24 protein-coding genes, 6 tRNA genes and 1 riboswitch are annotated in these 25,889 nt (G+C 37.7%); of the genes, 17 read left to right on the forward strand and 13 right to left on the reverse strand.

What is annotated here, in order from left to right; genetic code table 11:
• The first annotated feature begins 104 nt into the window (after positions 1-104).
• The 4 genes from A6E03_RS13955 to A6E03_RS13970 all read left to right on the forward strand — a co-directional run bounded on the left by A6E03_RS13955 (position 105) and on the right by A6E03_RS13970 (position 3,306).
• The gene (locus A6E03_RS13955; protein ID WP_065592995.1) at positions 105-875 is read left to right on the forward strand and encodes an ABC transporter ATP-binding protein; all 771 of its coding nucleotides are present in this window, start codon (positions 105-107) and stop codon (positions 873-875) included.
• 92 nt (positions 876-967) lie between these two features.
• A complete protein-coding gene (locus A6E03_RS13960) occupies positions 968-1,744 on the forward strand; it encodes an ABC transporter substrate-binding protein (protein WP_065592996.1) in 777 nt (258 codons plus the stop codon).
• A 141-nt stretch (positions 1,745-1,885) separates the two neighbouring features.
• Positions 1,886-2,626 (forward strand): ABC transporter permease, encoded by a 741-nt coding sequence (locus A6E03_RS13965; RefSeq protein WP_065592997.1) that lies wholly within the window; start codon positions 1,886-1,888, stop codon positions 2,624-2,626.
• Between the two features lie 2 nt (positions 2,627-2,628).
• Positions 2,629-3,306: an ABC transporter permease gene (locus A6E03_RS13970; RefSeq protein WP_065592998.1), complete on the forward strand. Its 678-nt coding sequence runs from the start codon at positions 2,629-2,631 to the stop codon at positions 3,304-3,306.
• 293 nt (positions 3,307-3,599) lie between these two features.
• On the opposite strand, the gene grxB is transcribed toward A6E03_RS13970, so the two are convergent.
• The 5 genes from grxB to A6E03_RS13995 all read right to left on the reverse strand — a co-directional run bounded on the left by grxB (position 3,600) and on the right by A6E03_RS13995 (position 5,904).
• Entirely contained in the window at positions 3,600-4,250 is a 651-nt protein-coding gene (gene grxB, locus A6E03_RS13975; RefSeq protein ID WP_065601095.1) for a glutaredoxin 2, read from the reverse strand.
• A 153-nt stretch (positions 4,251-4,403) separates the two neighbouring features.
• Positions 4,404-5,210 (reverse strand): exodeoxyribonuclease III, encoded by an 807-nt coding sequence (xthA, locus tag A6E03_RS13980; RefSeq protein ID WP_065593000.1) that lies wholly within the window; start codon positions 5,208-5,210, stop codon positions 4,404-4,406.
• An 89-nt stretch (positions 5,211-5,299) separates the two neighbouring features.
• Positions 5,300-5,488 carry a hypothetical protein gene (locus tag A6E03_RS13985; RefSeq protein WP_065593001.1) on the reverse strand — a complete coding sequence of 63 codons (189 nt, stop codon included), beginning with the start codon at positions 5,486-5,488 and terminating at the stop codon, positions 5,300-5,302.
• Positions 5,489-5,652: 164 nt separating this feature from the next.
• Positions 5,653-5,736: transfer RNA gene (locus A6E03_RS13990), tRNA-Tyr, on the reverse strand.
• Between the two features lie 84 nt (positions 5,737-5,820).
• Positions 5,821-5,904: transfer RNA gene (locus tag A6E03_RS13995), tRNA-Tyr, on the reverse strand.
• Positions 5,905-6,210: 306 nt separating this feature from the next.
• Between A6E03_RS13995 and A6E03_RS14000 the strand changes: the two genes are divergently transcribed.
• Together A6E03_RS14000 and vexH are read left to right on the forward strand one after the other, a co-directional pair.
• Complete coding sequence (locus A6E03_RS14000; RefSeq protein WP_065601096.1) at positions 6,211-7,269, forward strand: efflux RND transporter periplasmic adaptor subunit; 1,059 nt, start codon at positions 6,211-6,213, stop codon at positions 7,267-7,269.
• 2 nt (positions 7,270-7,271) lie between these two features.
• A complete protein-coding gene (vexH, locus tag A6E03_RS14005; RefSeq protein WP_065592452.1) occupies positions 7,272-10,382 on the forward strand; it encodes a vibriobactin export RND transporter permease subunit VexH in 3,111 nt (1,036 codons plus the stop codon).
• A 105-nt stretch (positions 10,383-10,487) separates the two neighbouring features.
• Here vexH and queC read toward each other — a convergent pair whose 3' ends face one another.
• Positions 10,488-11,171 (reverse strand): 7-cyano-7-deazaguanine synthase QueC, encoded by a 684-nt coding sequence (queC, locus tag A6E03_RS14010; protein WP_065592453.1) that lies wholly within the window; start codon positions 11,169-11,171, stop codon positions 10,488-10,490.
• A gap of 102 nt (positions 11,172-11,273) precedes the next feature.
• A complete protein-coding gene (locus tag A6E03_RS14015) occupies positions 11,274-12,338 on the reverse strand; it encodes a PLP-dependent cysteine synthase family protein (RefSeq protein ID WP_065592454.1) in 1,065 nt (354 codons plus the stop codon).
• A 137-nt stretch (positions 12,339-12,475) separates the two neighbouring features.
• Here A6E03_RS14015 and A6E03_RS14020 point away from each other — a divergent pair, with 137 nt between their 5' ends.
• The gene (locus tag A6E03_RS14020; RefSeq protein WP_065601097.1) at positions 12,476-12,943 is read left to right on the forward strand and encodes an Lrp/AsnC family transcriptional regulator; all 468 of its coding nucleotides are present in this window, start codon (positions 12,476-12,478) and stop codon (positions 12,941-12,943) included.
• A 58-nt stretch (positions 12,944-13,001) separates the two neighbouring features.
• On the opposite strand, the gene tesB is transcribed toward A6E03_RS14020, so the two are convergent.
• Positions 13,002-13,865 carry an acyl-CoA thioesterase II gene (gene tesB / locus A6E03_RS14025; protein ID WP_065592456.1) on the reverse strand — a complete coding sequence of 288 codons (864 nt, stop codon included), beginning with the start codon at positions 13,863-13,865 and terminating at the stop codon, positions 13,002-13,004.
• 232 nt (positions 13,866-14,097) lie between these two features.
• Between tesB and A6E03_RS14030 the strand changes: the two genes are divergently transcribed.
• Entirely contained in the window at positions 14,098-14,610 is a 513-nt protein-coding gene (locus A6E03_RS14030) for a YbaY family lipoprotein (RefSeq protein WP_065592457.1), read from the forward strand.
• Positions 14,611-14,644: 34 nt separating this feature from the next.
• On the opposite strand, the gene A6E03_RS14035 is transcribed toward A6E03_RS14030, so the two are convergent.
• Positions 14,645-14,947, reverse strand: coding sequence for an MGMT family protein (locus A6E03_RS14035; protein ID WP_065592458.1), 303 nt, complete (start codon positions 14,945-14,947; stop codon positions 14,645-14,647).
• A 115-nt stretch (positions 14,948-15,062) separates the two neighbouring features.
• Between A6E03_RS14035 and A6E03_RS14040 the strand changes: the two genes are divergently transcribed.
• A complete protein-coding gene (locus tag A6E03_RS14040; RefSeq protein ID WP_065592459.1) occupies positions 15,063-15,803 on the forward strand; it encodes a hypothetical protein in 741 nt (246 codons plus the stop codon).
• Between the two features lie 20 nt (positions 15,804-15,823).
• On the opposite strand, the gene A6E03_RS14045 is transcribed toward A6E03_RS14040, so the two are convergent.
• The 4 genes from A6E03_RS14045 to torD all read right to left on the reverse strand — a co-directional run bounded on the left by A6E03_RS14045 (position 15,824) and on the right by torD (position 20,638).
• A complete protein-coding gene (locus tag A6E03_RS14045; RefSeq protein WP_065592460.1) occupies positions 15,824-17,503 on the reverse strand; it encodes a sensor domain-containing diguanylate cyclase in 1,680 nt (559 codons plus the stop codon).
• Positions 17,504-17,753: 250 nt separating this feature from the next.
• Positions 17,754-18,341 carry a TfoX/Sxy family DNA transformation protein gene (locus tag A6E03_RS14050; protein WP_065592461.1) on the reverse strand — a complete coding sequence of 196 codons (588 nt, stop codon included), beginning with the start codon at positions 18,339-18,341 and terminating at the stop codon, positions 17,754-17,756.
• Between the two features lie 126 nt (positions 18,342-18,467).
• Positions 18,468-18,554: riboswitch (cyclic di-GMP riboswitch) on the reverse strand.
• A 155-nt stretch (positions 18,555-18,709) separates the two neighbouring features.
• Positions 18,710-19,717: an HTH-type transcriptional repressor PurR gene (gene purR, locus A6E03_RS14055; RefSeq protein WP_065592462.1), complete on the reverse strand. Its 1,008-nt coding sequence runs from the start codon at positions 19,715-19,717 to the stop codon at positions 18,710-18,712.
• Positions 19,718-19,990: 273 nt separating this feature from the next.
• Positions 19,991-20,638 (reverse strand): molecular chaperone TorD, encoded by a 648-nt coding sequence (gene torD, locus A6E03_RS14060; protein WP_065592463.1) that lies wholly within the window; start codon positions 20,636-20,638, stop codon positions 19,991-19,993.
• Positions 20,639-20,872: 234 nt separating this feature from the next.
• On the opposite strand from torD, the gene torR reads away from it, so the two are divergent.
• The 8 genes from torR (at position 20,873) to A6E03_RS14100 (ending at position 25,889) form a co-directional block, all read left to right on the forward strand.
• Positions 20,873-21,571, forward strand: a complete 699-nt coding sequence (torR, locus tag A6E03_RS14065) for a two-component system response regulator TorR (RefSeq protein ID WP_065592464.1) — start codon at positions 20,873-20,875, stop codon at positions 21,569-21,571.
• 194 nt (positions 21,572-21,765) lie between these two features.
• Entirely contained in the window at positions 21,766-23,139 is a 1,374-nt protein-coding gene (locus A6E03_RS14070) for a hypothetical protein (protein WP_065601098.1), read from the forward strand.
• A 119-nt stretch (positions 23,140-23,258) separates the two neighbouring features.
• On the forward strand, positions 23,259-24,203 hold the full coding sequence (gene rluF, locus A6E03_RS14075) for a 23S rRNA pseudouridine(2604) synthase RluF (protein WP_065592466.1): 945 nt from the start codon (positions 23,259-23,261) through the stop codon (positions 24,201-24,203).
• Positions 24,204-24,332: 129 nt separating this feature from the next.
• Positions 24,333-24,406: transfer RNA gene (locus A6E03_RS14080), tRNA-Cys, on the forward strand.
• 118 nt (positions 24,407-24,524) lie between these two features.
• Positions 24,525-24,611, forward strand: a tRNA-Leu gene (locus A6E03_RS14085).
• 50 nt (positions 24,612-24,661) lie between these two features.
• Positions 24,662-24,735 (forward strand) — tRNA-Cys (locus tag A6E03_RS14090).
• A gap of 117 nt (positions 24,736-24,852) precedes the next feature.
• Positions 24,853-24,939 (forward strand) — tRNA-Leu (locus A6E03_RS14095).
• Positions 24,940-25,337: 398 nt separating this feature from the next.
• Entirely contained in the window at positions 25,338-25,889 is a 552-nt protein-coding gene (locus tag A6E03_RS14100) for an ECF-type riboflavin transporter substrate-binding protein (RefSeq protein WP_065592467.1), read from the forward strand.

Genomic DNA, 25,889 nt, shown 5'->3' on the forward strand with positions numbered 1-25,889 from the left:
TTAGTTGATGATTTGTTGCTACTTTGGTTGCTCGGTGTTATGTTTTGTTTGTATTTAAGTTTTCAATATTATAACAATACTTACTAAATTAGGAGTTATGGCGCATGAAGGATGTAGTCGCGCTAGAGGTGAAAGACTTACATAAAAACTTTGGACAAAATGAAGTATTAAAAGGCATTTCTTTAGAAGCAAATAAAGGTGACGTGATTTCTATTATTGGATCATCTGGTTCGGGTAAAAGTACCTTCCTTCGTTGTATTAATTTACTCGAAACACCAACTAAAGGTGAGATTTGGGTAAATGGCGAACTCATTGATATGAAGAATAGTCGTTCAGGTGAGTCCGTTCCTGCTAATGAAAAACAAGTTCAACGAATCCGCTCTCGTCTTGCGATGGTATTTCAAGGTTTTAATTTATGGTCTCATATGACTGTATTACAAAATGTAATTGAAGCACCAGTGCACGTTTTAGGTGTGCCTAAAGCAGAAGCGATTGAAAAAGCAGAACAAATATTAAAACAAGTCGGGTTATATGAACGCAGAGATTATTACCCTGGGCACCTATCTGGTGGTCAACAGCAACGAGCAGCAATCGCAAGAGCATTAGCGGTTGATCCAGAAGTTATGCTATTTGATGAACCAACCTCGGCACTAGACCCTGAGTTGGTCGGAGAGGTTCTTGGTGTAATGAGAGATCTTGCTGAAGATGGTCGTACCATGTTGGTGGTTACTCATGAAATGGCATTTGCACGTGATGTATCCAATCATGTTATGTTTTTACATCAAGGATTAGTGGAAGAGCAGGGTGATCCAGCAACGTTATTTACCAATCCAGAATCTGAACGGTTACAACAATTTATTTCATCGATTTATTAAATTGGTAAGATGAGTACTATCGCAACATGACACAGTTAAAAATATTAATAAGTATAGATAATAATAATTAAGTTAGTTACAGGAGCAAGGAAATGAAAAAGTGGTTATTAGCAGCAGTTATTGCATCTACAGCCGTCACTGGCGCAGCTCAAGCAAAAGAATGGAAGCAAATTCGATTTGGTATTGAGGGTGCTTACCCTCCTTTTAGTTGGACAGAGCCATCTGGTGAATTAAAAGGCTTTGATGTTGATATCGCTAACGCATTATGTAAAGAAATGGAAGCTCGTTGTAAGATCGTTGCTCAAGATTGGGATGGCATTATTCCATCACTATTAGCGCGTAAATACGATGCTATTATAGCGGCAATGTCTATTACTGAAGAGCGTAAAAAGAAAATTGATTTTACTGAAAAATACGCACTTATCCCAAATAAATTTGTAGCTAAAAAAGGGACAGATTTAGTAATGACAAAAGAGGGCCTTAAGGGAGTAACGGTGGGTGTTCAACGTGCTACAACGCATGATAGATACTTAACAGATAACTTTGGTAAGGGCGTTGATCTTAAACGTTATGGCTCATTTGATGAAGCATACTTAGATCTTAAAGCAGGTCGCATTGATACTGTTCTTGGTGATGCGTCAGCACTTGAAGAAGGCTTATTAAACAAGCCAGGCGGTAAAGAGTATGAGTTTGTTGGTCCTTCATTAACCGATCCAAAATGGTTTGGTGATGGCTTTGGTATCGCAACTCGTAAGCAAGATAAAGACTTAACGAACCAATTAAACGCAGCAATTGATTCATTACGTGAAAAAGGCATTTATCAAGAAATTGCCGCGAAATACTTTAACTACGATGTATATGGTGAATAAATAAACACCGTTAGTTTACGTAAAAGAGGCAATAGAGCTGATATTGTCTCTTTTAATACCGATTTAAACCATGTCATGAATTAGCAATTTATTGCGGGTTGGTATTATTTTCTAATATGAAAGCAAGAGCTTGGAAGCAGTATGTTAGATTTACAAGGATACGAGTCCTCTATTTTAGAGGGCGCATTGGTTACATTACAAGTTGCGTTGTTATCTCTCGTTTTAGCAGTGTGTTTAGGATTGCTAGGTGCATTAGCTAAACTGGCACCTTATCGCTGGGCTCGATCTATTGCGACACTTTATACTACTGTCGTTCGTGGGATCCCAGATCTTGTCTTAATGATGTTGTTATTTTTTGGCGGTCAGATGCTGCTGAATAATGGTTTATATGCCACAAATGAATGGATAAATGAATGGATGACGAATTCAAATCCAGATCATGAGTGGATTTCTTACCTTCCTGATTATGTTGAAATCAGTCCTTTTATTGCTGGCGTGCTTACTATTGGTTTCATTTTTGGTGCCTATATGGCAGAAACATTTCGTGGTGCGATAATGGCAGTAGATCGTGGTGAAATGGAAGCCGCAAAAGCGTATGGAATGAGTGGTCCAATGGCATTTCGTCGTATTTTATTTCCACAGATGATTAGGCATGCGTTACCGGGTTTTGGTAATAACTGGTTAGTGTTATTAAAAACAACCGCATTAGTTTCAATTATTGGGTTAGAAGATATGGTTCGTGTTAGCTCAATGGCAGCAGGTACAACGAAAATGCCGTTTACTTTTTATATGACCGTTGCTTGTATCTTCTTATTATTCACCGCAATATCTACTGGTGCGCTAAAGCTAGTTGAGCGTAAATTTAGTATTCATATGAGGTAAGCATGGATTTTTCAATTATTATTGAGAGCCTACCTGTTTATTTAGAGGGGCTTTGGACTACAGTTTGGTTGGTCGCGCTTTCTTTGGTTATTGGGTTGTGTATTGCAGTACCTTCTGCGATAGCAAGGAACAGCACTAATCCATTAATTTGGGTTCCAGCTTGGGCTTATATTTATTTCTTTCGAGGAACACCTTTACTAATCCAGTTGTACCTTATCTACTACGGGATGGATCAATTTTATCCAGTGAAAGACACGGTATGGGAGCATGCCTCTTTCTGTGCTTTGGTTGCTTTTGCATTAAATACAGGAGCATACACATCTGAAATTGTTCGGGGTTCAATTAATGGGTTACCGCAAGGTGAAATTGAAGCTGCTAAGGCTTATGGTATGAGCCAATTTCAAACTTATAAACGCATTATTTTACCAAGTGCATTGCGACGTTCCTTACCGGCATACAGTAATGAAGTGATTTTTATGCTACATGGTTCTGCAATTGCTGGGATTGTAACCTTGATGGATTTAACCGGTGCCGCTCGATTAGTTAATTCTCGCTATTATGCGCCATTTGAGTCATATATTGCAGCTGGTTTGTTCTATATGTGTCTAACGTTTATCATTATTTTTGTGTTTAAACAGTTGGAGACACGCATGTTACGATTTATGAGACCATTAAGTTAACTGTCTTTGAGTTACACATTAAAAAGAGCACTGAATGTGCTCTTTTTTTGTTAATATCAATCTGAGTAAGTAAATGGTCAGATTATACTCTTGAGGAGATTGTTATGAACGTATCATTTTTATTGGTAAGGCTAGTAAAATTAGTCGTGATTTGTGCATTGTTTTTGAGTGCTTTTGATTTCATTGAGCATGGTGAAATACTTTGGTTCCAACGCTGGTTCTAATTGTAATTAGAAGAAAAAGAGCACTTTTATGTGCTCTTTTTTACTTTCTAACCACGAATTAAATTAGTGCTATACAGCGACATCAAAAAATAAATTAACACCAGTAAGTTTACTGATCTCATCTAAGTAATTCTTTATGTGCGGAGGAAAATCCAACCCTTTCACTACGGTTAGGTTACGCAGGAATGGGAAAAAATTGATGTCATCCCAAGTGATCTTGTTGCCTTTTTCTGACGGTAAAGTAATGAAATTAACATCAACTAATAAAGGCCTTAGTTCAGTAATGTACTCATCGCTTTGAGCAAGCGCCTCTTTAAAACTCATCTCAAGAAATGCTTCTTTTTTCTCTGTAAACCAAGTAACGGCTTCAGGACGTTCAAATTCTGGCAAATATAATTGAGTCCAACGAGGGAAGGTCAATTTATTAAATAAAGGACGAACATTACTTAACCACTCTGAAATATCATCAGCACAAGTACCTTGCTCAATGACTGGATAATGGTCGTTTTCATCTAGATACTTAGCAATATCAAGACTTTCAGCCATGTAGTTGCCATCGTTTTTCTCTAGGATAGGTACCATATTAGCACCTACCATTTCGATACGAGTATCGACATCATCATTTTGTATATAGATAAATTCAACAGAAAGTTTTTTTATTCCTGCGACCATTTTTGCTTTCATACAAAACGGACAGTGATCAAAGATGAATAATTTCATTGTATTTCCTCAATAACACGCGTTTAAATAAGTTTTATTTTATATCCAGATCATTCAGTAGAGTATTTAATGAATATCGTAGTTAACTTATTTTCATTCGCAATAATCATGTAATAAAAAAGCTCTCCCTTACATTAAGGTGAGAGCTTCTTATTATTTAAAGGTAGACCAGATTGGAGCGTGGTCAGAAGGCTTTTCAATGCCGCGTAGTTCGTAATCTATCCCAGCGTCAGTACATTTAGCTGCGAGTGTTGGTGTTGCCATAACAACATCAATACGAAGACCGCGATTATCAACAAAACCTTTTGAGCGGTAATCAAACCAAGAGAATTGGTCGGTTACTTCTGGATGAAGATTACGGAAAGTATCTTCAAACCCCCAATCTTTTACTGTTTGTAGCCATTCACGTTCTTCAGGTTGGAATGAACACTTACCCGTTCTTAACCAACGTTTTGCGTTCGGCTCACCAATACCAATATCCAAATCAATAGGGCTGATATTAATGTCGCCCATTATAATGAGCTCTTCATCGCTATTGTGATGAGTGTTTAGATGAGTCATTAAATCTTTATAGAATTGACGTTTATACGGGAATTTAGTTTCATGCTTGATGCTATCACCCTGTGGGAAATAACCATTCATAACAGTGAACTGTGAGCCATCTTCACGCTGATGTGTTGTCATGATCATGCGTTTTTGATGTTCTTCGGTATCAGTATCAAAGCCGTACTGAACAGAAATAGGCTCTTGTTTACATAGCATAGCAACACCGTAATGCGCTTTTTGTCCATGGAAGTAAACTTTGTAACCCATCGCTTCAACGGCTTCGACAGGAAACATCTCGTTATGTACTTTGATTTCTTGAAGACCAATAACGTCAGGGTTGTGCTTATCAATGATAGCTTGAAGCTGGTGAAGGCGAGCACGAAGGCCATTTATGTTGAAGCTGATTACTTTCATGATGGTTAAAGTCCTTGTTTTTATTTTGAATCCTAATCTAAGAAAGGATCTTTTAATACAATGATATTACCATTAATTTGATAGATAAGTTAATTCATTAACTTAGCAGAAGGCTGACAAGTCTCACATCGCCAAGTGCATTTTTGTTGTCCAAAACCCGCTTTTATCCACGCCATCGTTACGCTAGTTGATGGATTACAAAAAGCCTCTTTATTACATAGGCTGCAGGTTTTCCATTGAGACGGTTCTTGCTGCTTTTGAGTTTGTGCTATGTGCATTTTAATGCCTCTATTTATATTATCGAAAAACAAAGTTACTGTATATTTGAACAGTGGTTTTGGCAAGTAATAAAAAGAGGAAATTCGACGTTTTATTTCTTACAGACACAAAAAAAGCCAACTCATTTCTGAATTGGCTTTTCGATCTCTTACGAGATAAATAATGGTGGGGGGGGACGGATTCGAACCATCGAAGCTTACGCGGCAGATTTACAGTCTGCTCCCTTTGGCCACTCGGGAACCCCTCCAACGGGGATTTTTATACTTAACTAACTCGTTTCCCAACGGAGCAATCAAGTTATCTTAATCGTTAATACAATCAAGAAGAATAATGGTGGGGGGGGACGGATTCGAACCATCGAAGCTTACGCGGCAGATTTACAGTCTGCTCCCTTTGGCCACTCGGGAACCCCCCCAACGAGAGATTTTTATACTTAGCGAGAGTTTTCCCAACGACCTTGCCAAGTTCGGAGCGAATAATAGCAAACTTCGTTTTCCTGTAAAGCACTTTTCTTTGCTTTTTGGTTTAAATGATTGGTTTTTCGTCAAAAAGAAGTAAAAAGCATCAATTTTAAACAAATCAACTAAAAATAGCTCATACAGAAGTAATTGTTTTTACAGTTTATTGCGGCATCTTTACATTCATTGACGAACAAAAGTACTTTCACTTGGTAAACTATAGTCAGTAAGTAATTTCAATTATTCAAATAATAAGTATCAATATGAATCAAACTAAGTCTATTGCTCTTTCGGTTTTACTGGCATGCACTTTATCAACACCTTCTTATGCTAAGAAACCAAGAGGAAATCAAGCGGTTGCTGTTGTGGCTGAAGAAGTTGCAACGCATGAGATCTCTCAGTCTTTATCCCTTATTGGCAAGCTAGAGGCAGCAGAGTCTGTCATTATATCTCCAGAGGTTTCTGGGAAAATTGATCGTATTGCTATAAAAGCGAATCAAGACGTGAAGAAAGGCCAGCTTTTAGTTCAATTAAATGATGATAAGGCCAGTGCCTCAATAAAAGAAGCACGTGCGTATTTAAATGATGAAAAGCGTAAGTTAAAAGAGTTTCAACGTTTAGCAAAAAAGAATGCGATTACACAAACGGAAATTGATGGTCAAAAAGCGAGTGTGGATATTGCTGCAGCTCGTTTAGAGGCAGCAAATGCAAATTTGGCAGATCTTCATATTTCAGCGCCTTTTGCTGGCACGGTTGGCTTCATTGATTTTAGCCGCGGGAAGATGGTGAGTGCAGGGACTGAGCTACTAACACTAGATAATTTATCTATGATGCAGTTAGATTTACAAATTCCTGAACGTTATCTATCTATGTTATCTACGGGAATGAAAGTTGAAGCGATAAGCCAAGCATGGGGCTCTACTGTATTTACTGGAAAAGTAGTTGGTATTGATTCTCGAATTAACGCTGAAACACTTAACTTACGTATTCGAATTGAATTTCCAAATAAAGATTTCAAAATGAAACCAGGGATGTTGATGGCCGCAACGGTTGATTTTCCTTCGATTAATGCGCCAATCATTCCTGTTCAAGCATTAGAATACTCTGGTACTAAACGTTATGTTTATGTCATTGGTGAAGATAATAAAGTAACGAGAACAGAAGTAACTCTAGGTGCTCGTGTTGAAAACCGTGTTGTTATTAGTACGGGCTTATCTATTGGTCAAGATATCGTTGTTCAAGGATTAGTGAATATGCGTGATGGCGTGGTTGTAAAGCAGCTTGAGAAAGAACCTGCTCAATCTGCTTCAGAAGGACAATAATCATGTGGTTGTCTGATGTATCAGTAAAAAGGCCGGTCGTTGCCATTGTTTTAAGTTTATTGTTGTGTGTATTTGGTGCGGTTTCATTTAGTAAACTTGCTGTACGTGAAATGCCAGATATTGAAAGCCCAGTAGTATCAATTAGTACTCGTTATGAAGGTGCATCGGCGACGATCATTGAAAGCCAGATAACGACAGTATTAGAAGATCAACTTTCAGGTATTAGTGGTATTGATGAAATCGAATCAACTACTCGTAATAGTATGTCACGCATTACGATTACCTTTGATTTGGGTTACGACTTAAATACCGGGGTGAGCGATGTGCGTGATGCGGTAGCTCGTGCTCAACGAAGTTTACCGGATGAAGCCGATGACCCGATAGTTTTTAAGAATAATGGCTCTGGTGAAGCGTCGCTATACATTAATTTAAGCTCAAGCGTAATGGACCGCACTGAATTAACCGATTACACCGAACGTGTATTGGTTGATCGATTCAGTTTGATTACCGGTGTAAGCTCGGTTGATATTTCTGGTGGTCTTTACAAAGTAATGTACGTGAAGTTGAAGCCCGCATTAATGGCTGGCCGCGGTGTGACAGCATCAGATATTACGGCAGCATTGCGTTCTGAAAATATAGAAAGCCCAGGGGGGGAAGTTCGCAATGATGCTATCGTTATGTCAGTTCGAACCGAGCGCCTCTACAACCAAGCAGAAGACTTTAATTATCTTGTTGTCAAAACCGCCAGCGATGGAACATCAATTTATCTAAAAGATGTCGCTGATGTGTTCATTGGTGCTGAAAACGAAAATTCGACCTTTAAAAGTGATGGTGTTGTTAATGTAAGTATGGGCATTGTCCCACAATCTGATGCAAACCCATTAGATGTTGCGAATTTAGTTCATGAAGAAGTAGAGAAGATCCAACAGTTTCTACCTGAAGGTACTCGTTTAGCGATTGATTATGATTCTACCGTTTTTATTGATCGTTCAATTTCAGAAGTTTACAGCACACTCTTTATTACCGGTGGTTTGGTTATTTTGGTGCTGTATATCTTTATTGGCCAAGCTCGTGCAACATTAATTCCTGCCGTTACGGTTCCTGTCTCTTTGATTTCGTCGTTTATGGCGGCGTACTACTTTGGATTCTCGATAAACCTTATTACTTTGATGGCATTGATCTTGTCGATTGGTTTAGTAGTTGATGATGCCATTGTGGTAGTTGAAAATATTTTCCATCATTTAGAAAAAGGAGAGTCACCACTTTTAGCTGCCTATAAGGGCACTAGAGAAGTGGGCTTTGCGGTTATTGCTACGACACTTGTGCTTGTAATGGTGTTCTTACCTATTTCCTTTATGGATGGCATGGTTGGTCTCTTATTTACTGAGTTTTCAGTGTTATTAGCAATGTCGGTCTTATTCTCATCATTGATCGCTTTGACGCTCACACCAGTGCTCGGCAGTAAGATTTTAAAAGCCAATGTAAAACCAAATCGATTTAATATATTTGTGGATAAATTATTCGCAGGTCTAGAGCGAGGTTACCGTAAATCGGTGAGTAAAGCGGTAGCATGGCGTTTATTAGCTCCAGTTATCATTTTGGCTTGTATTGGTGGCAGTTACGGATTAATGCAACAAGTTCCATCGCAATTAACACCACAAGAAGACCGTGGCGTATTATTCGCGTTTGTTCGTGGTGCTGATGCAACCAGTTATAACCGAATGAGCTCAAACATGGATATTGTTGAAGAGCGTTTAATGCCATTACTTGGTCAAGGTTTCCTAAAATCATTCAGTATTCAATCTCCAGCTTTTGGCGGTAATGCTGGAGACCAAACAGGTTTCGTTATTATGATCTTGGAAGATTGGGCTGATAGAGAATTAACCGCTCAAGAGGGCTTAGGCTTAATTAGGAAGACCTTAGCTGATATTCCTGATGCTCGTGTATTTCCAATGATGCCAGGTTTCCGCGGTGGCTCAAGTGAACCAGTTCAATTTGTACTTGGCGGTTCTGATTATAAAGAGCTTCAAAAATGGGGTGAACTATTAAAAGCAGATGCCAATAACAGCCCATTAATGGAAGGTGCGGATATTAATTATTCAGAGAAAACACCAGAATTAGTGGTGTCTGTTGATCGTAATCGTGCCGCAGAACTGGGCATTAAGATCTCTGATATTTCTGATACGCTTGAAATTATGCTTGGTGGTAAAAGCGAGACAACTTATGTCGACCGTGGTGAAGAGTATGACGTGTACTTGCGTGGTGACGAAAATAACTTTAATAATGCAGCTGATTTAAGTCAGATTTACATGAGAACGACGACAGGTGATCTCGTTACTTTAGATACGGTAACTAAAATCAATGAAGTGGCCTCTGCTATTCGTTTATCACACACCAATAAGCAAAAATCGATAACGTTAACTGCAAATTTAAAAGATGGTGCGACGTTAGGTGATGCTCTGGATTATCTAGATGCAAAAGCGATTGAAATGTTACCAAGTGACATTTCAGTGGCTTACACAGGAGAATCAAAAGACTTTAAAGAAAACCAATCAAGTATTTTAGTGGTATTTGGTTTAGCTTTACTGGTTGCCTATCTTGTATTAGCGGCCCAATTTGAAAGCTTTATCAACCCTATGGTTGTGATGTTTACTGTACCAATGGGTGTATTCGGTGGATTCCTTGGTTTAGTTATTATGGGGCAGGGGCTAAATATTTACAGCCAGATTGGTATGATCATGTTGATCGGAATGGTAACTAAAAATGGGATCTTGATTGTTGAGTTTGCTAACCAACTGCGTGATAAAGGCGTGGAGTTAGAGCAAGCGATTATTGATGCTTCTGCTCGTCGTTTACGTCCGATCTTAATGACGGCATTTACGACATTAGCGGGTGCTATTCCATTAATTATGTCGACAGGTGCTGGTTATGAAAGCCGAGTGGCAGTAGGTACGGTTATTTTCTTTGGTATGGCATTTGCGACGTTAGTAACGTTGTTTGTTATTCCTGCAATGTATCGATTGATTTCTGGCAGCACACACTCACCTGGTTATGTTGAAGAGCAACTTAATAAAGAAATAGATCATGATATTAAAGGTCGAATTTCGCATTAATTTTGTATCTTAACTAAAAGAAAAACGCCCATCTTTCTTATTAAAGATGGGCGTTTTTTAATTCTAAATTAAACGAAATTAGCTTAAAAGTAAGGCCAATTCGTTTTAGATCTTAGAGTTTAAATCAGCCATTACTGCGTCTTTATTTTCTAAGTAGTCGTCTAAACCATTCTTACGTAAGTCACACGATGGGCAGTCACCACAGCCATCGCCAATCACACCGTTATAACAGGTTAATGTTTGATTGCGTACATAGTCTAATTTTCCATACTTGTCAGCTAGCGCCCATGTTTCTGCTTTATTTAGCCACATTAATGGCGTATCAATTCTAAGCTTACGATCCATGCCTAATACAAGAGATTGGTTGATCGATTTTACGAATTCATCACGACAATCTGGGTAACCAGAAAAATCAGTTTCACATACTCCTGTAATGACTGATTCCGCACCTAATTGATAGGCGTAGATACCCGCCAAGGTTAAGAAAAGAATATTACGGCCCGGAACAAAAGAGTTTGGTAAGCCGTTTTCTTGCAGTTCGTGAGACACAGGGATGTTATCGCGAGTTAATGAGCTGGCAGCAAGTTCATTTAATAAGCCGACATCCATTACTTTATGGGAGGCCGCACCCAACTCAAGAGCGACTTTTTTTGCTACTTCAATTTCTTGATTATGACGTTGGCCATAATCAAAAGTAATACAATGAACGTGTTCATACTGTGTAAGAGCTTGAATTAAACAGGTGGTGGAGTCTTGACCGCCACTAAATACAACGATAGCTGTAGACATAATATAAGAAATCTCAATAGGATTGTTTGTTCGCTATTGTAGTAAAAAAGCCACCGATGATCGATGGCTTTAATTAGGAAATAGTTTTCAAATTACTAAGGTTTATAATAGACCTGTTTTTCCAAATTCCTCTAACTGAGAAAGCACAGGAGTAAGATCGCCTATATTTTCAGTTACCCATTCCTCATTATAATAAGTATCAAGGTATCGTTCACCGCTGTCACACAGTAGAGTTACGATTGAGCCTTTCTCTCCTTGTTGTTGCATTTCACAAGCAAGTTGCAGCGCACCAAATAAATTTGTTCCGGTTGAGGCTCCCGCTTTTCTGCCAAGGATGTTTTCTAACCAGCGGACTGTTGCAACACTTTCAACGTCTGAGATAGTACGCATCTCATCGATAACCCCAGGAATGAAGCTTGGTTCAACGCGAGGTCGTCCAATCCCTTCGATTCTGCTGCCACATTGTAAAGTCAGATCTTTATTTCCTGTTTTAAAAAACTCGTGAAAAACTGAATTTTCAGGGTCAACAACACATAATTTGGTGTCGTATTTTTGGTAGCGAATAAAGCGGCCAATTGTTGCTGATGTCCCACCAGTTCCCGGACTCATTACTATCCATGTTGGTTTAGGGTGATCTTCTAACGTCATTTGGTTAAAGATGCTATCAGCGATGTTATTGTTTCCACGCCAATCAGTTGCTCTCTCTGCATAAGTAAACTGATCCATATAATGACCGTTTAATTCTTCTGCAAGGCGGTGAGATTCTGCATAAATTTCATCTGAACGTTCTACAAAGTGTGGTTTTCCACCGTAAAATTTGATCATCTCAATTTTTTTACTTGCTGTTTTACGAGGTACAACAGCAATAAATGGCAGTCCAAGTAAACGAGCAAAATAAGCCTCAGATACAGCGGTACTGCCCGAAGAGGATTCTATTATTGGCGTATTTGGACCAATCCAACCATTTGAAATAGCATAAAGAAAAAGCGAACGAGCTAAACGATGTTTAAGGGAGCCTGTAGGATGAGTACTTTCATCTTTTAAATATACATCGATACCCTCAAGCATTGGCAAGTCAAGCTTAATAAGGTGCGTGTCCGCAGATCGTTGGTAATCAGCTTCAATTTTACGAATAGCGTTATTGATCCAGTTATGATCTGTACACATAATGATTTTCCTTAAATATGGTCAATGTCAATAATAGTAGCGATGTGAATAATTTACCGTTATCTAATGAGAAAAACTTTGCTATATTTACTTCATACTGTCATTTAAAAAGAAAATTTTTCTATTTTGAGGTTTCTATGGGAAAGCATGAGCTAGATAAGGTGGATAAGACTTTACTTTTGTTATTACAAAAAGATTGTACGATTTCACTTCAAGAATTGTCAGAAGCGGTTAACTTAACGACGACACCATGTTGGAAGCGCCTAAAACGTTTAGAAGAAGCGGGTGTGATTCAAAAGAAAGTAGCTTTACTGAACCCGGAAAAATTAGGATTAAGTTTTAACGCTTTTGTATTGATTAAAACCTCCAATCATTCTCAAGAATGGTATAACCACTTTGTAGATACCGTCTCTGATTTCCCTGAGGTTATGGAGTTTTATCGAATGGCGGGGGAGTATGACTACATGATCAAGGTGTTATCTGAAGACATGAAGGCCTTCGATGGTTTCTATAAAAAGCTCGTTAATAGTGTGGATGATATATCAAACGTGACCAGTACTTTTGCAATGGAACCATTAAAATACACAACAGAATTGCCTTTATGACGGTTTAGATTACTAGCAGGTCACATAAATAACTGACCTGCATTATGTCGGTTTAGGCTTATTTCTTTTTCATTCTCATTACGCCTTCTTGTATTGCAGAAGCAACGAGTTCACCCTTTTGATTAAATACTTCACCACGCACCAAACCACGTGAGCCACTCGCATTGGTACTTTCAATAGAGTAAAGCAGCCACTCATCCATTTTGAATGGGCGGTGGAACCACATTGAGTGATCAATTGTCGCTACTTGGAAATTAGGCGTTAATAAGCTGACTTCGTGTGGGTGAAGTGCTGTTGGTAAAAAACCCCAATCAGAAGCGTATGCTAATAGATATTGGTGAATTAGCTGATCATCAGGTAAATCCCCATTTGCTCTTATCCATAAATGTTGTGTTGGTGCCGCTTTTTTAGGAGCAAGTGGGTTAACTATATTTACAGGACGAACTTCAATTGGTTTCTCACCACAGAAAATCTTTTGAACCGCTGGTGGTAAAACATGTTTAATCGCTTCTGCAAGTTGTGTTTCTGAAGCAAAGTTTTCTGGCCCAGCAATATCTGGCATTGCTGATTGATGTTCAAACCCTGGCTCATCACCATGGTATGAAGCCGTTAAATAGAAAATAGGGCGTCCATTTTGAATCGCTTTTACGCGACGAGTACTAAAACTTCTGCCATCACGGAGATTTTCAACGTCATAAATGATGGCTTTTTCAGGATCGCCTGGATATAAAAAGTAGCTATGAAAAGAGTGTACTGTTCTTGCGTTATCAACGGTATAACGAGCCGCTGAGAGTGCTTGTCCAATAACTTGACCGCCATAAACTTGGGGTAATCCTAAATTCTCACTTTGCCCTCTGAATAAGCCTTGCTCTAATTGTTCGAGCTGTAAAAGGGTTAATAATTCGTTTAATGGTTTATTCATTTTTGTGCCTTAAGTACTTATGACGTTATTACTCTATTGTGAGGTAGATTCAGGTTGAGTTCAATAAGTTAAACAGGATGTTAATTGGGGCAAAATAACATCAAGACCGTGTTATTTTACTGTAATTGAGTTAGTTTTCTGTCAAAGATGAAGCTGATAACAAGACAGCTCAATATATTAGGTTTATATTTATGTTGTTTTTATCAGAATATATAAATAAAGAGAGAATAAAATGAAAAAATCATTATTAGTGGCGTTATCTGTGGCTACAGGGATCACAATGGTTGGTTGTAATTCAACGGATCAAACTGAAAAAGAAACAGTGAAACAAGACGTTGCTGTACAAGTTGTACAAGAAGAGACAGCTCAAAGCGACGTATCAAATACAGAAGTTATTGACGTTGCTGAAACGCAAGTAGTGACGGGCAGTGTTGGCTACCGTGAGCGTATTGCTCTACCTGAAAACGCAATTATTACGGTAACGTTATCAGATGTTTCTTTGGCTGATGCACCATCAAAAACCATCACAGAAGAAACATTTGAAGCGGGTGAAAAATCATCTCCATTTGATTACTCTTTAGAATTCAAAACTGCAGATATTCAGCCAAATCATCGTTACTCTGTTCGAGCTACGATTACAATTGATGGTAAATTACGATTTACCACTGATACAAATTATGCCGTGATCACTGATGAAGCAAAAACAATGCAACAAGAGTTATTGCTTAAAGGTGTACGTCAATAATATTGACTAAATCACTCTCGATGGGTAGTTATGCTTAGTGCATGACTACTTGTTTGAAATGTAGAATTTTACCATCGTCACGAATTACAATACCTTCGTTCTCTAGTTTCTTTTTTTGAGTTTCAAATCCTTCCCCTTGTAACGAAATTTTCCCCTGAGAGTTTACGACTCTATGCCAAGGTAGTTTACTGTCTTTAGGTAATTGAGATAAAACTTTTCCAACATGACGTGAATGCTTAGGAAACCCTGCTAGTGCGGCAAGCTGGCCATAAGTGATCAACTTTCCTTTTGGGACATAAAATAAATTTAAATAGATACAATGAATAAACTCATCCATTAGATTAACTACCTTATTTTAGAAATTAGAGAGGTTGGTCAGTGATAAAGCGGGTGATTGCCACTAAACTTAAATTGTAACAAAGTAAACAACTCTATACCAAGGAGGGAAAGTGATGTTATTAGCTGTGTTATCAATTTTATTAAGTTTTATACTTGTTGTCATCGGTGTCTTGGCATTCGGTATCAGTGGCGGGCAGTTACCTTTACTTGCTTTAGCCATTCCGATGCTTTGGTTGATCCCGCAAGGCGGAGTCGCAACGTGGGTATTGCTCGTTGGAATGTCATTATTTGGTTTAACTTTGGACTCTCAACCTTTATCACTTTCAATTGCAGTTTGGACATTGTTCCCTGTATTGATGGTTGTTTTTTCTCGGCGTAAAAGTATTCATCTAGTTGTATTTATAGTTTCAGTTGTTATTGCAATGGAAGCTGGAATTATGGCATTACAGTACGAAGGTAAATTAAATGGTAGTGCGTATTCAACCTTTCTTCAAATTTTAAGTGTTGTGCTGGTGTGGGTTGCAGCAAGAAGTTGGAAGCCAGTAAATAGAAATGCTTGGTGGCCTTTAGTATTAGTGATCCCTTTATGGATAGGAGGGTTACAGCATGCTGCGCTTGTTGCCTTATCAATTACTGGATTGATTGTGTGTTTACAGAGTGTTAGCCGGTCTAAGTATCGTGATTGGCTACCAATGATGTCTTGGCTTTTACCTGTTATTGGCTTTAGTACACTAATAATATCGCCAAAATTTGAAGTGCCTACTTCCATTATGGTTTCGTGGTTAATGATTTTATTAATTGGTTGGGTCACTGATTTTATGATGCAGGTTGATGAGGATGAGCCTGTTGATTAGGCTCATCCGTTCAGTATGTGTTAAGTATTGATTATAAGTGTATCTTCGGTGATTTCAGCAACGTCTGGAGATTGAATAAGTTCGTCGTAATGGCAGGCTTGATCTCGGCCTCGGCCTTTTGCTTCATAAAGAGCAATATCCGCTAACTTAGTTATATCTTCAGATTGGAGCCCATTTTTGGGATAAGTCGCAATACCAATGGAAACGCTTAATTTTCCTAATGATAGGTCTTTAATTGCAAGGTGAAGATCACTAACCGATTTACATAACTCATTAGCGACATGTAATGCACCTTCTGCACCTGTATTGGGTAAGATAATAGCTAATTCTTCTCCTCCTAAGCGACAGACTGTATCTTCACCACGCATGATATTAAGCAGTAATGAGCCGATAGTTTTGAGTACATAATCCCCTGCATCATGACCGTAGTTATCATTGAAACGTTTAAAGTGGTCAAGATCTAGCATTAGGATCGACATTTCTTGTTTGTGTCGCTGAGCACGCATAATTTCTTGATTAATTGTTTCTTCGTAATAGCGACGATTATATAAACCAGTTAAAGGATCACTTATTGCCTGCTCCCTCAATTTTTCTTGTAAGTTTAAATTGGCTAAAGCAAGGCCTAAGTGCTCGGCAACGGTAAAAGCAAGTTTCTTAACATTGTCATCTAAATTATCTGTATTACCTAAATAGATGTGCATCATACCAATGGTGTTGCCATGCGCAGTTAACGGAATGCAGAGGGTTTGATCAATGCCTGTCGCTGACATATGAGAACAAGGTAACGTTGTGTATTTATCATTAGCGAAATGGAATTTACCTTTACGTAATGCCCAGCACTCTTCAGGTGCGTAAGTTTTACTGCCAGGCCACGCGCCACCCCAATCAAGCTTTACTAGTAACTGATTTCTAGAGGAACGCATTAAGGATACAACACCGTTCACATCCCCTAAAATTCTAGGGAGGATATCCTCTACCACCATTTGAGCTTCATTAATTGAATTACAGGCTGCCAGCATAGTTGCAAGGCGATGTAAGAGTTCTATTTCTTGAGTTCGTTGTTCAATACGCTCTTCTTGTAAGTCTTGCTCATTTTGAACTTGTTGTTGAATCAGTTTATTACTTAGTAAGGACGAAGCGATAACAAGTACGATATTAATACTCATTAAAATAATTAAAATATTCATCAACTCTTCCACCATTGCATCAATGCGAGTTAATGGCGTAGCTGCTCTAAGGATGTACGTAGAACCTTGATATTCGAATGATTTTGCTGAATACAGTAAGTTTTTAAAGCGAGATGTACTAAAGCGAGTCGAAGTGCCATACCCAAAGTTTTGAGCGTTGACGATCTCTTGTCTGTTTAGATGATTTTCAAGTTGTAAAACAGAACTTAAAGAAATATCACTATCGGCAATCGGGGTTCCGTCAGATGTAATTAATGTTATATGATCTTCTTTGGCAATCACTAGTTTCGTTTTTATGTAAACATCTAATGATTTTAAATCGGTAAAAGAAATATTATCGTCGTTAATGTCTTTAATAAGACGAGTTATTTCTTCAGATAAGCTGCCTTCTACCTTATGTTCAAGCCAGTTTGACAGTGTTGAATTGAATACAAATAAACCAAGCGTTATCGTTAATATCGTTGATATTATAGGTAAATAAAGCCATTTTTTGCTAATGGTATTTTTTTTCATCCATGCACCTTGTAAAACGTGAACTGTTTAACAGTTTTTTATTCCATATATTGGGGGTGAGATTAACTGATAGTGATATAAACTAACAGCGATTATTGTCGTGAAGATGTAAAACGTGGAGGATTATCGCTTTTTAACTAAATGAATGATAATAACGATTGGATGAGATGTGAAAGGTAGGATATCAAAGAAAATAACGCCTTAATCTATATTTTTTAGATAGCAAATAAGATTAAGGCGTATATATTTATTATAATAGTTTTCTTAATTCACTTCGTGTTTCAGCTGAAACAACAGACCAATGCGTACCTTTAATCGCTCCTTCAAGAGACCAAAGTAATTCATCACTTACACTACTTGAGTGTGTCTGTTGAATCGCTTTATAGGCATTTACAGAGCCGGTGTCACGTAATTCATCCACGGTATTAATTCCTGCTTTTTTAAGCATTCTTTCCGTAGCTAATCTGAGATTTGGTAAATCTTTAATACGTGATGGGCCTGCGGCCTGTTGTTTTTCTTTATCATTTTTAGCGACATCTAAAGCAGTAATCGCTTGAATTAAGATAGAGTCAGGATCTTCCCAACAATGAGTTGAAATTGCAAAATACTTAGTGACAACAGGAAAACCACGTTTTTTATAAACATAAGGTTCAAACCCTTGCTCTTTAAATAAGTTGATAGTTTCACTACTCGCTCTCAAATGCAGCTTGTCTTGAACAACAAGAGCAAACATGGTGCTATCAATAAAAATGCCAAAACCACCAAACATTGAGCGTGAAGTGATAGTGCCTAAAGATGACAGTAATCGAAGTGATTCTTTTAGTACTGGTTTATCCATTGCAATAATTCTCGGTTAGTAAGTCTACGTCACTAAACAACTGAGCCCGAGGAAATAGTAGCAAGTTCAAAATAAGGCATTGTTATTTTAAAGTAAAAATTAACAATACCAGAGAGATTACTTACCATCGGCAACCCCGCTACCTTATATTTTTCAATACGTAGGCCGGAGGCTTTGCGTCCTGCACTTTCGCACAGTTTGCCCTGTTCGTGACTTCGTTGATGATATAGCAATCAATAAAGGTAGTTATTGCGGAATTAAGTATAGTGTGATCTTGCTTCAAAAAATTTATTTTTATTTTTGTTAAGTTGGTTCAAGTTTTAGATATTATTTGAACCAACCCTCATTTATGGCAAAGAAAATAACCGCTATTTAGTACGATCTAAGACACTGCTTCGAGATACCACCTCGGGTTGCATTTCAAAAACACGACGTTCGTGGTGCTTATCTTTAATGCGTTCCAATAAGATTTCGACAGCGGTTTTACCTACTCGGCGTTTAGGCTGATGGATCGTCGTTAGCGGTGGTGAAAAGTAAGCTGAAAGTTCTATATTATCGTAGCCAATAATAGAAATATCTTCAGGAACTCGTAAACCAGATTGCTTAATTCGACTGATTGCAGCCAGAGCCATAATATCGTTAAAACAAAATAAAGCCGTAGGACGTACTTCCATAGCTAATAATTTATCAACGGCTTTTGATGCAGAAGCACATTCAAAATCACCTTCTAAGATCCATTCTGATTTAAATGGTAAGTTAGCTTCTTCATGAGCACGTTGAAAACCATGAACACGTTCTTTACACGTAGTTTTGTCCGCTTGGCCTGTAATACAAGCAATTTGAGTATGACCATTTTCAATCAAATGTTTTGTTGCTAAATAGCCACCTTTTTCAGAGTTATCAATGATCTTATCTGTGCGAGGGCTGTCTGGGCCCCAATCCATAATAACCATTGGTAATTCTGTATTTTTTTCAAGTAACGCTAATAACTGCTCATTAAGGTCTGAACACATAACCAATAAGCCATCTACTCGTTTTTCAGAAAGCATACGAAGGTAATGTTTTTGTTTATCTAAATCGCCTTCAGTGTTACACATAAATAGTGTGTAACCTTGTTTGTAGCAGTAATTTTCAACCCCGTGCATTACTTCAGCAAAAAATGGGTTAAATGATTGAGTTACTAGCATGCCAATAGTACGTGTCGTATTGCACTTTAAACTACGAGCAACCGCACTAGGGGCATAGTTTAACTCTTCAACTGCTTCCCATACGCGCTTTTGAGTTGCTTCTGCAACAAAGCGAGTTTTGTTAATCACATGAGAAACAGTGGTGGTAGAAACCGCAGCAATTCTTGCAACGTCTTTAATAGTAGCCATATAAAAGCCTTAAATAGGTAAATAAGGGGCTATTTATGTTCCAACAAAATAGAGAGTTTTGTCTTGGTATGATGGAAGATAAATAGGCCCTGGTTATAAATGAAAAAAACCGCTAAAAATGCGGTTTTCATTTAATGTTCGATTTTATCGTTTGCGCTCACATTTTATAGATAAAGCATAGTGCAAACAATTATTGATTTAGTAAATTTTGTTAGCGATTTGATTTATATCACATGACTGTAACGATATTGTATCAACATACGAAGTCATTAATTACTCACCTGTAAGAAAAGTAACGTCAAGTTGTAGAAAGGTTACAAGAAACGAGGTTACTGCAGCATAAAAACCGAAGTCATCTCTTTCTTTACAAATATGGTTGAATTTAGGTGTCCAAGACAAAAGTTGAGCATTGATGAATGACAATTGGGCATTCATATATTCTTCAAATTCTTCTTCAGATGTTTTTTGATTTGTCATTAGAATTAAATTTCCAAGAAAATCTAATTCAATAGCGATATGATCTGCAGGTTCGTTGAACTCAGACTTTTGAGCTATATTGTATTTAGCTAATAATTCACGCATATCTTGAGCAGGTTTTGCATTAAGAAGACCTGATTTATCTAAATATATAGAAGCATAAGGAAGGGCACTGTTTTTATCTGAACCTAAAAAAGCGGTACAGAAATCAGCAGATAGCTCTAACTGTGCATCGTCACGAGTTTGAAGTTGATTTAACTTTTCAATTAACGCGTTGATTGTATCTGTTAATTCAGGTGTTTTTCCTAAATCAGATAAAAAGGTACGTACCTCAAAGCTATTGTATTGCTCTAGTTGCTCAGTTGTTAATTCACTTGCTAATAAGCTAGATAGCCACCAGTAAATTTCAGCACGTTGTTTGTTAAATTCAGTTAATTCGTTCATGTATTTTTGCTCCAAGAAATTTATTTAAGAATTGTACTGGATAAGTATGAAAAGGAATAGCACCTATCATTAACAGGCTGTATAAGGATATGTGTAAAAATTAAATAAACCGTTTTTGTTAATAATTGTTTTGAATCAATTAAACAATAGAAATATCAATTGAGAGTTGGCATTATTACAAAATATGAATAGAATAAGATAAGAACTATCTAAATAACCATTAAAGAGAATATTATGAGCTATCACATTTTAGTTGTTGAAGACGAAGTGGTAACTCGCTCTAAACTTGTAGGCTACTTTGAAGCCGAGGGATATCAAGTGAGCGAGGCTGAAACAGGGGCAGAGATGCGAACTGTTTTGGCTGAACAAAAAGTTGATTTAATTATGCTTGATATAAACCTACCAGGAGAGGATGGTTTATTATTGGCTCGCGAACTGCGCAGTCAATCTAACATTGGTATTATTCTCGTTACAGGACGAACAGATAGTATTGACCGAATCGTTGGTCTAGAAATGGGTGCAGATGACTATGTCACTAAGCCTGTAGAATTACGCGAATTATTAGTTCGAGTTAAGAATTTATTTTGGCGTATGTCTTTGGTTCATGAACCAATAGAATTAGATGAATCAAATCTAGTTCGCTTTGGGGAATGGACATTTGATATTCAACGTCGTGCGTTATCAAATAATGGCGAACCCGTTAAGTTAACTAAAGCTGAGTATGAGTTACTAGTTGCCTTATCGTCATACCCTAATACGGTTCTATCACGCGAACGAATTTTGAATATGATAAGCCATCGAGTCGATGCTCCAAATGATCGAACCATTGACGTACTTATTCGAAGAATGCGTGCAAAAATGGAAATGGACCCAAAAAACCCACAAATATTTGTTACCGTTCATGGTGAAGGTTATATGTTTGCTGGTGATTGATATTTATTAGTATCAATATTTAATCTTTAAAAAAGCCACTCATATATTGAGTGGCTTTTTTTATGCCAGTGCAGTTGTCAATTTTAATTGTGATTCATTAGTAAGAAATTCTGCTTTTAATTGATTTTTATAATAAAATATCGATAGGAGCGCACAGCGCTTGTCTATTCAAATAAAATTATTATAGGTTCGGCATGAAACAGTTTTTTAAAATGGCAGTGATTACCTCTGCATTAGTTGGTGTTATCGGTTGTCAAAGTACTGATGAGAGTTCTGCAGTTGTTGCAATTGAAACTAATGCACCAGTAGCATCGGCTACCACGTTCGATGCTCTTCAAAAGCAGTATGCATTAGATAAAGTCACGTTTGATTCTTTAGACAATTTCAAAGTTTATTCTGAATCCACTTACACAGATATGATGGAAGATTGGATTGACGCAAAGGATGTATTTTCAGATATAGAGAAAGAACCGAGTTTAATCAATGAAGAATATTCAATGTTTTCTTCTGGAAGTTATTCAGCTAAATACATGAGTTTAGTCGCGGATGCCGATATGGCGTTAAGTAAACTTAAAAATTATAAAGAAACAGCGGATGTTGTTTTATCAGATGCTATTGCACAAATGGCATATCTTAATTCAATCGATGTAAAAACGTATTATCCGCAAGATTTTTTAAGTTTAAATAAGCAATACAGAGAGTTATTTATTACGGTAATTGAAGAGGGGATTGCTGAGGCTCAGACTAGCCAAGCCTCTTTTTTAACACAAGCAAAAGTGATTGAAATTGAAACAACGTTAAAAATACACGTAGTGCCATTGGAAAAAGAGTTTGTAGGATTAACGAATAAAGGTTTTAGAACGATAGCGCCAATAAGCTATGGTCAAACGAAAGCTGAACTAGATAAAACAAAGAAAGCAGTACAAGCGAATAACCGTGACAAAGCTTTAATTGTTGATGTAGTTGCTAAAACTCGCTTCCAGCTTGATCATCTTAAAAATATGGCAGCAGAAGTTAAATTACTTAAAGCGGTTAAGAACGGTGAGTTTGAACAATCTGTTCTAGAAGTAGAAAATAAGTTGTTATCTATTTCTCAAGCCATTAACGGTGATGATTATCGTGATGAGCCGTTAAGAGCGCAAACATCTTCAATTTTGAATGCAGTACAGCAGATGCATGATATTAACAATACAACCGACTTAGAAGCGAAGATTAAAGGGCTTAATGCTCAAATAAAAACATTAGAAGTCACGGTTGAAAACCAAACAGAAGATCGTGTTAATTCTCAAAAGCAAGTACTTCTATTAACACAGCAACTTGAGAGAAATGATAATTTAATTAATAATTTGAATGGTGTCATTGCTTCTTACAAAGAAAAGGAAGCGGTAGTTGCTGAGGAAGTGAACACTGCAACTCAAGATGCGCCAGTTGCTGAAGCGCTAACGGCTACTGAGGTAGTTCCAGTTGAGGTGGAAGATCCTTCTGTCGAGAAGGCTATTGTTGAAACATCGACAGTGAATGACATTGTAATTCCAGTAGAAGTTAACAAGGCTGTTAACGTTAAATAATAGGTGACCCTATTAATCGTTAAGAACAAAGCACCTTAGACATTGGGTTAAGGTGCTTTTTTATTGGATATTTATCCGTTTCTGATACACTGCGGCTGTTCACTTTTTAGAGGTACATCATGACATCACCAGATCCTAAATTAACCCGCTTAAATAAATTCATTAGTGATACGGGTTATTGCTCACGCAGAGAAGCAGATAAGCTTATTGATCAACAACGTATTACTATTAATGGCAAGTTACCTGAAATGGGAACTAAAGTTGCTGACGGTGATGAAGTTCTGGTTGATGGAAAACCATTAAAAGAGAAGCAAGAACGTATTTACATTGCATTCAATAAGCCAGTTGGTATCACGTGTACAACAGAGCGTCATGTTGAAGGCAATATTGTTGATTATATTAATCATAAACAACGTATTTTCCCAATTGGTCGCTTAGATAAACCGTCGGATGGCTTGATCTTTTTAACCAGCGATGGGGATATCGTTAATAAAATTCTTCGTGCAGGTAATGCGCATGAGAAAGAGTATGTAGTACGAGTAGATAAACCGATCACTGATGAATTTTTAACTCAGATGGCAGCGGGTGTACCTATTTTAGATACCATTACTTTACCATGTAAAATCGAGCAAGAATCTCGCTTTGTTTTTCGGATTACCTTAACTCAAGGGCTTAACCGTCAAATCCGTCGTATGTGTGAATACTTAGATTATGAAGTATTTAAACTAAAACGCGTACGTATCATGAATATTGATTTAGGTGGATTATCCTCTGGTGAATGGCGTTATTTGACTGAACCTGAAATGGAACAGATTAATAATATGATCGGAACGTCAAGTAAGACAGAAGAAGCATCACGTAAAGTTCAAGAAATTGATGGTAAAGTACGTGTGATGAAAAAAGCGAGTTCGGGCCGTAATCATCACTCGAATAATACATTTAATGAAAAGCGTCGTGAAAAAGCGAAAGAAGAACGTTTTGGTAACTCCGCACCTAAAAGAAAAAATGATCGTAAAGAGCAGGGTAAACCCCAATCAGAAATTAAAGTGTGGCGCCCTAAATAGATTGTTTTTTCAACACCTTAACTGATTTAGTCTGGTTTTGGCGATAAAGTCTACAAACGAAGTGTTAAATGCAATTTTTTATTTGACACTTTTTTTAAATCAGTTACATTAAGCCCCGTAAACAGATACGGCGCCTTGGCAGAGTGGCTATGCAGCGGATTGCAAATCCGTGAACCTCGGTTCGATTCCGGGAGGCGCCTCCATTTACTTCTAGTAAGTGGAATTAAAGAATTAAAAATTATGGCTTCGGCGGTAATTACAGATGGTGTCAACCCTCTTTTAAATAGAGAGCATGGTTAGAAGCATCGCGAGAAATTGCGTGCCCTGGTGGTGGAATTGGTAGACACAAGGGATTTAAAATCCCTCGGCGTTCGCGCTGTGCCGGTTCAAGTCCGGCCCGGGGCACCATCTATTTTATACAATTGATATCAGTTGTATAAAAAGTAAGTAAAAATATTGGCGCCTTGGCAGAGTGGTTATGCAGCGGATTGCAAATCCGTGAACCTCGGTTCGATTCCGGGAGGCGCCTCCATTTACTTCTAGTAAGTGGAATGAAGGAATTAAAAATTACGGCTTCGGCGGTAATTACAGATGGTGTCAACCCTCTTTAAATAGAGAGCATGGTTAGAAGCATCGCGAGAAATTGCGTGCCCTGGTGGTGGAATTGGTAGACACAAGGGATTTAAAATCCCTCGGCGTTCGCGCTGTGCCGGTTCAAGTCCGGCCCGGGGCACCATCTTTTTTAAAGGCTCATCAGAAATGATGAGCCTTTTTTTATGTCTATTTAGTTTCTCCTTCTTGCTCGCTAAGGGAGGAGAATGAAGTATCTGCCGAACTAAACTTTGTTGTATTTATAAATATGACCGCTTATTTTGAAGACGTAAAATCATTTGCTTATCTGGTCTTATATTTAGGAATAGTGTCTGGTATATACGTAATTATTGGCTAAATACTCGGTGGGTATTTAACCAGACGTAAGTAATAAGTTAGTAAGAGATAACATATTAAATTTATGGGATTATTTGAGTGTATAAAAACAAATAGCCGTCTAGATGTAAACATTTCCAAACCGCTCGAGTTACTGTATAATACGCGCCTTTCTTCCTATATCACTTTTGCTTCAAGGCGAACGTTATGAACCTTTCTGCTAAAACTGTTGTTGTTATTGCTATTGGTGCTGCTTTATATGGCATCGGTGGCTTACCTATGTTTGGTATTCCTGTGTTTGCGAATACAACACTAAAACCTGCTATGGCTGTTCTTGCTTTATTTTCAGTATTGTACGGCCCAATTGTTGGATTCTTAGTCGGTTTTATTGGTCACTGGGTGACAGATTTATTTGCAGGTTGGGGAGTTTGGCTTACTTGGGTATTAGGTTCTGGTATTGTTGGGATGATCATTGGTTTATTCCCGATCATAACTAAAAACCGTATCGAAGTAGGTTTTTTTGATAAGAAAGATTTTCTAATATTTGTAGTATTGGCTTTTGTGGGTAATGTTATTGGCTATGGCACCTCTGCATTCTTAGATACGGTGTTATACGCTGAACCATTTGCGAAAGTATTTACTCAACTTTGTATTATTGCTGCAGGCAACACGGCCTTGATTGCGATTGTTGGTTATTTAATTTTGACTAACCTAGCAAAACGTAAAAAACAAAGTACAAACCTAACTGAGGCGCCATAA

Source organism: Aliivibrio sp. 1S128 (assembly GCF_001691065.1).
Lineage (GTDB): Bacteria > Pseudomonadota > Gammaproteobacteria > Enterobacterales > Vibrionaceae > Aliivibrio.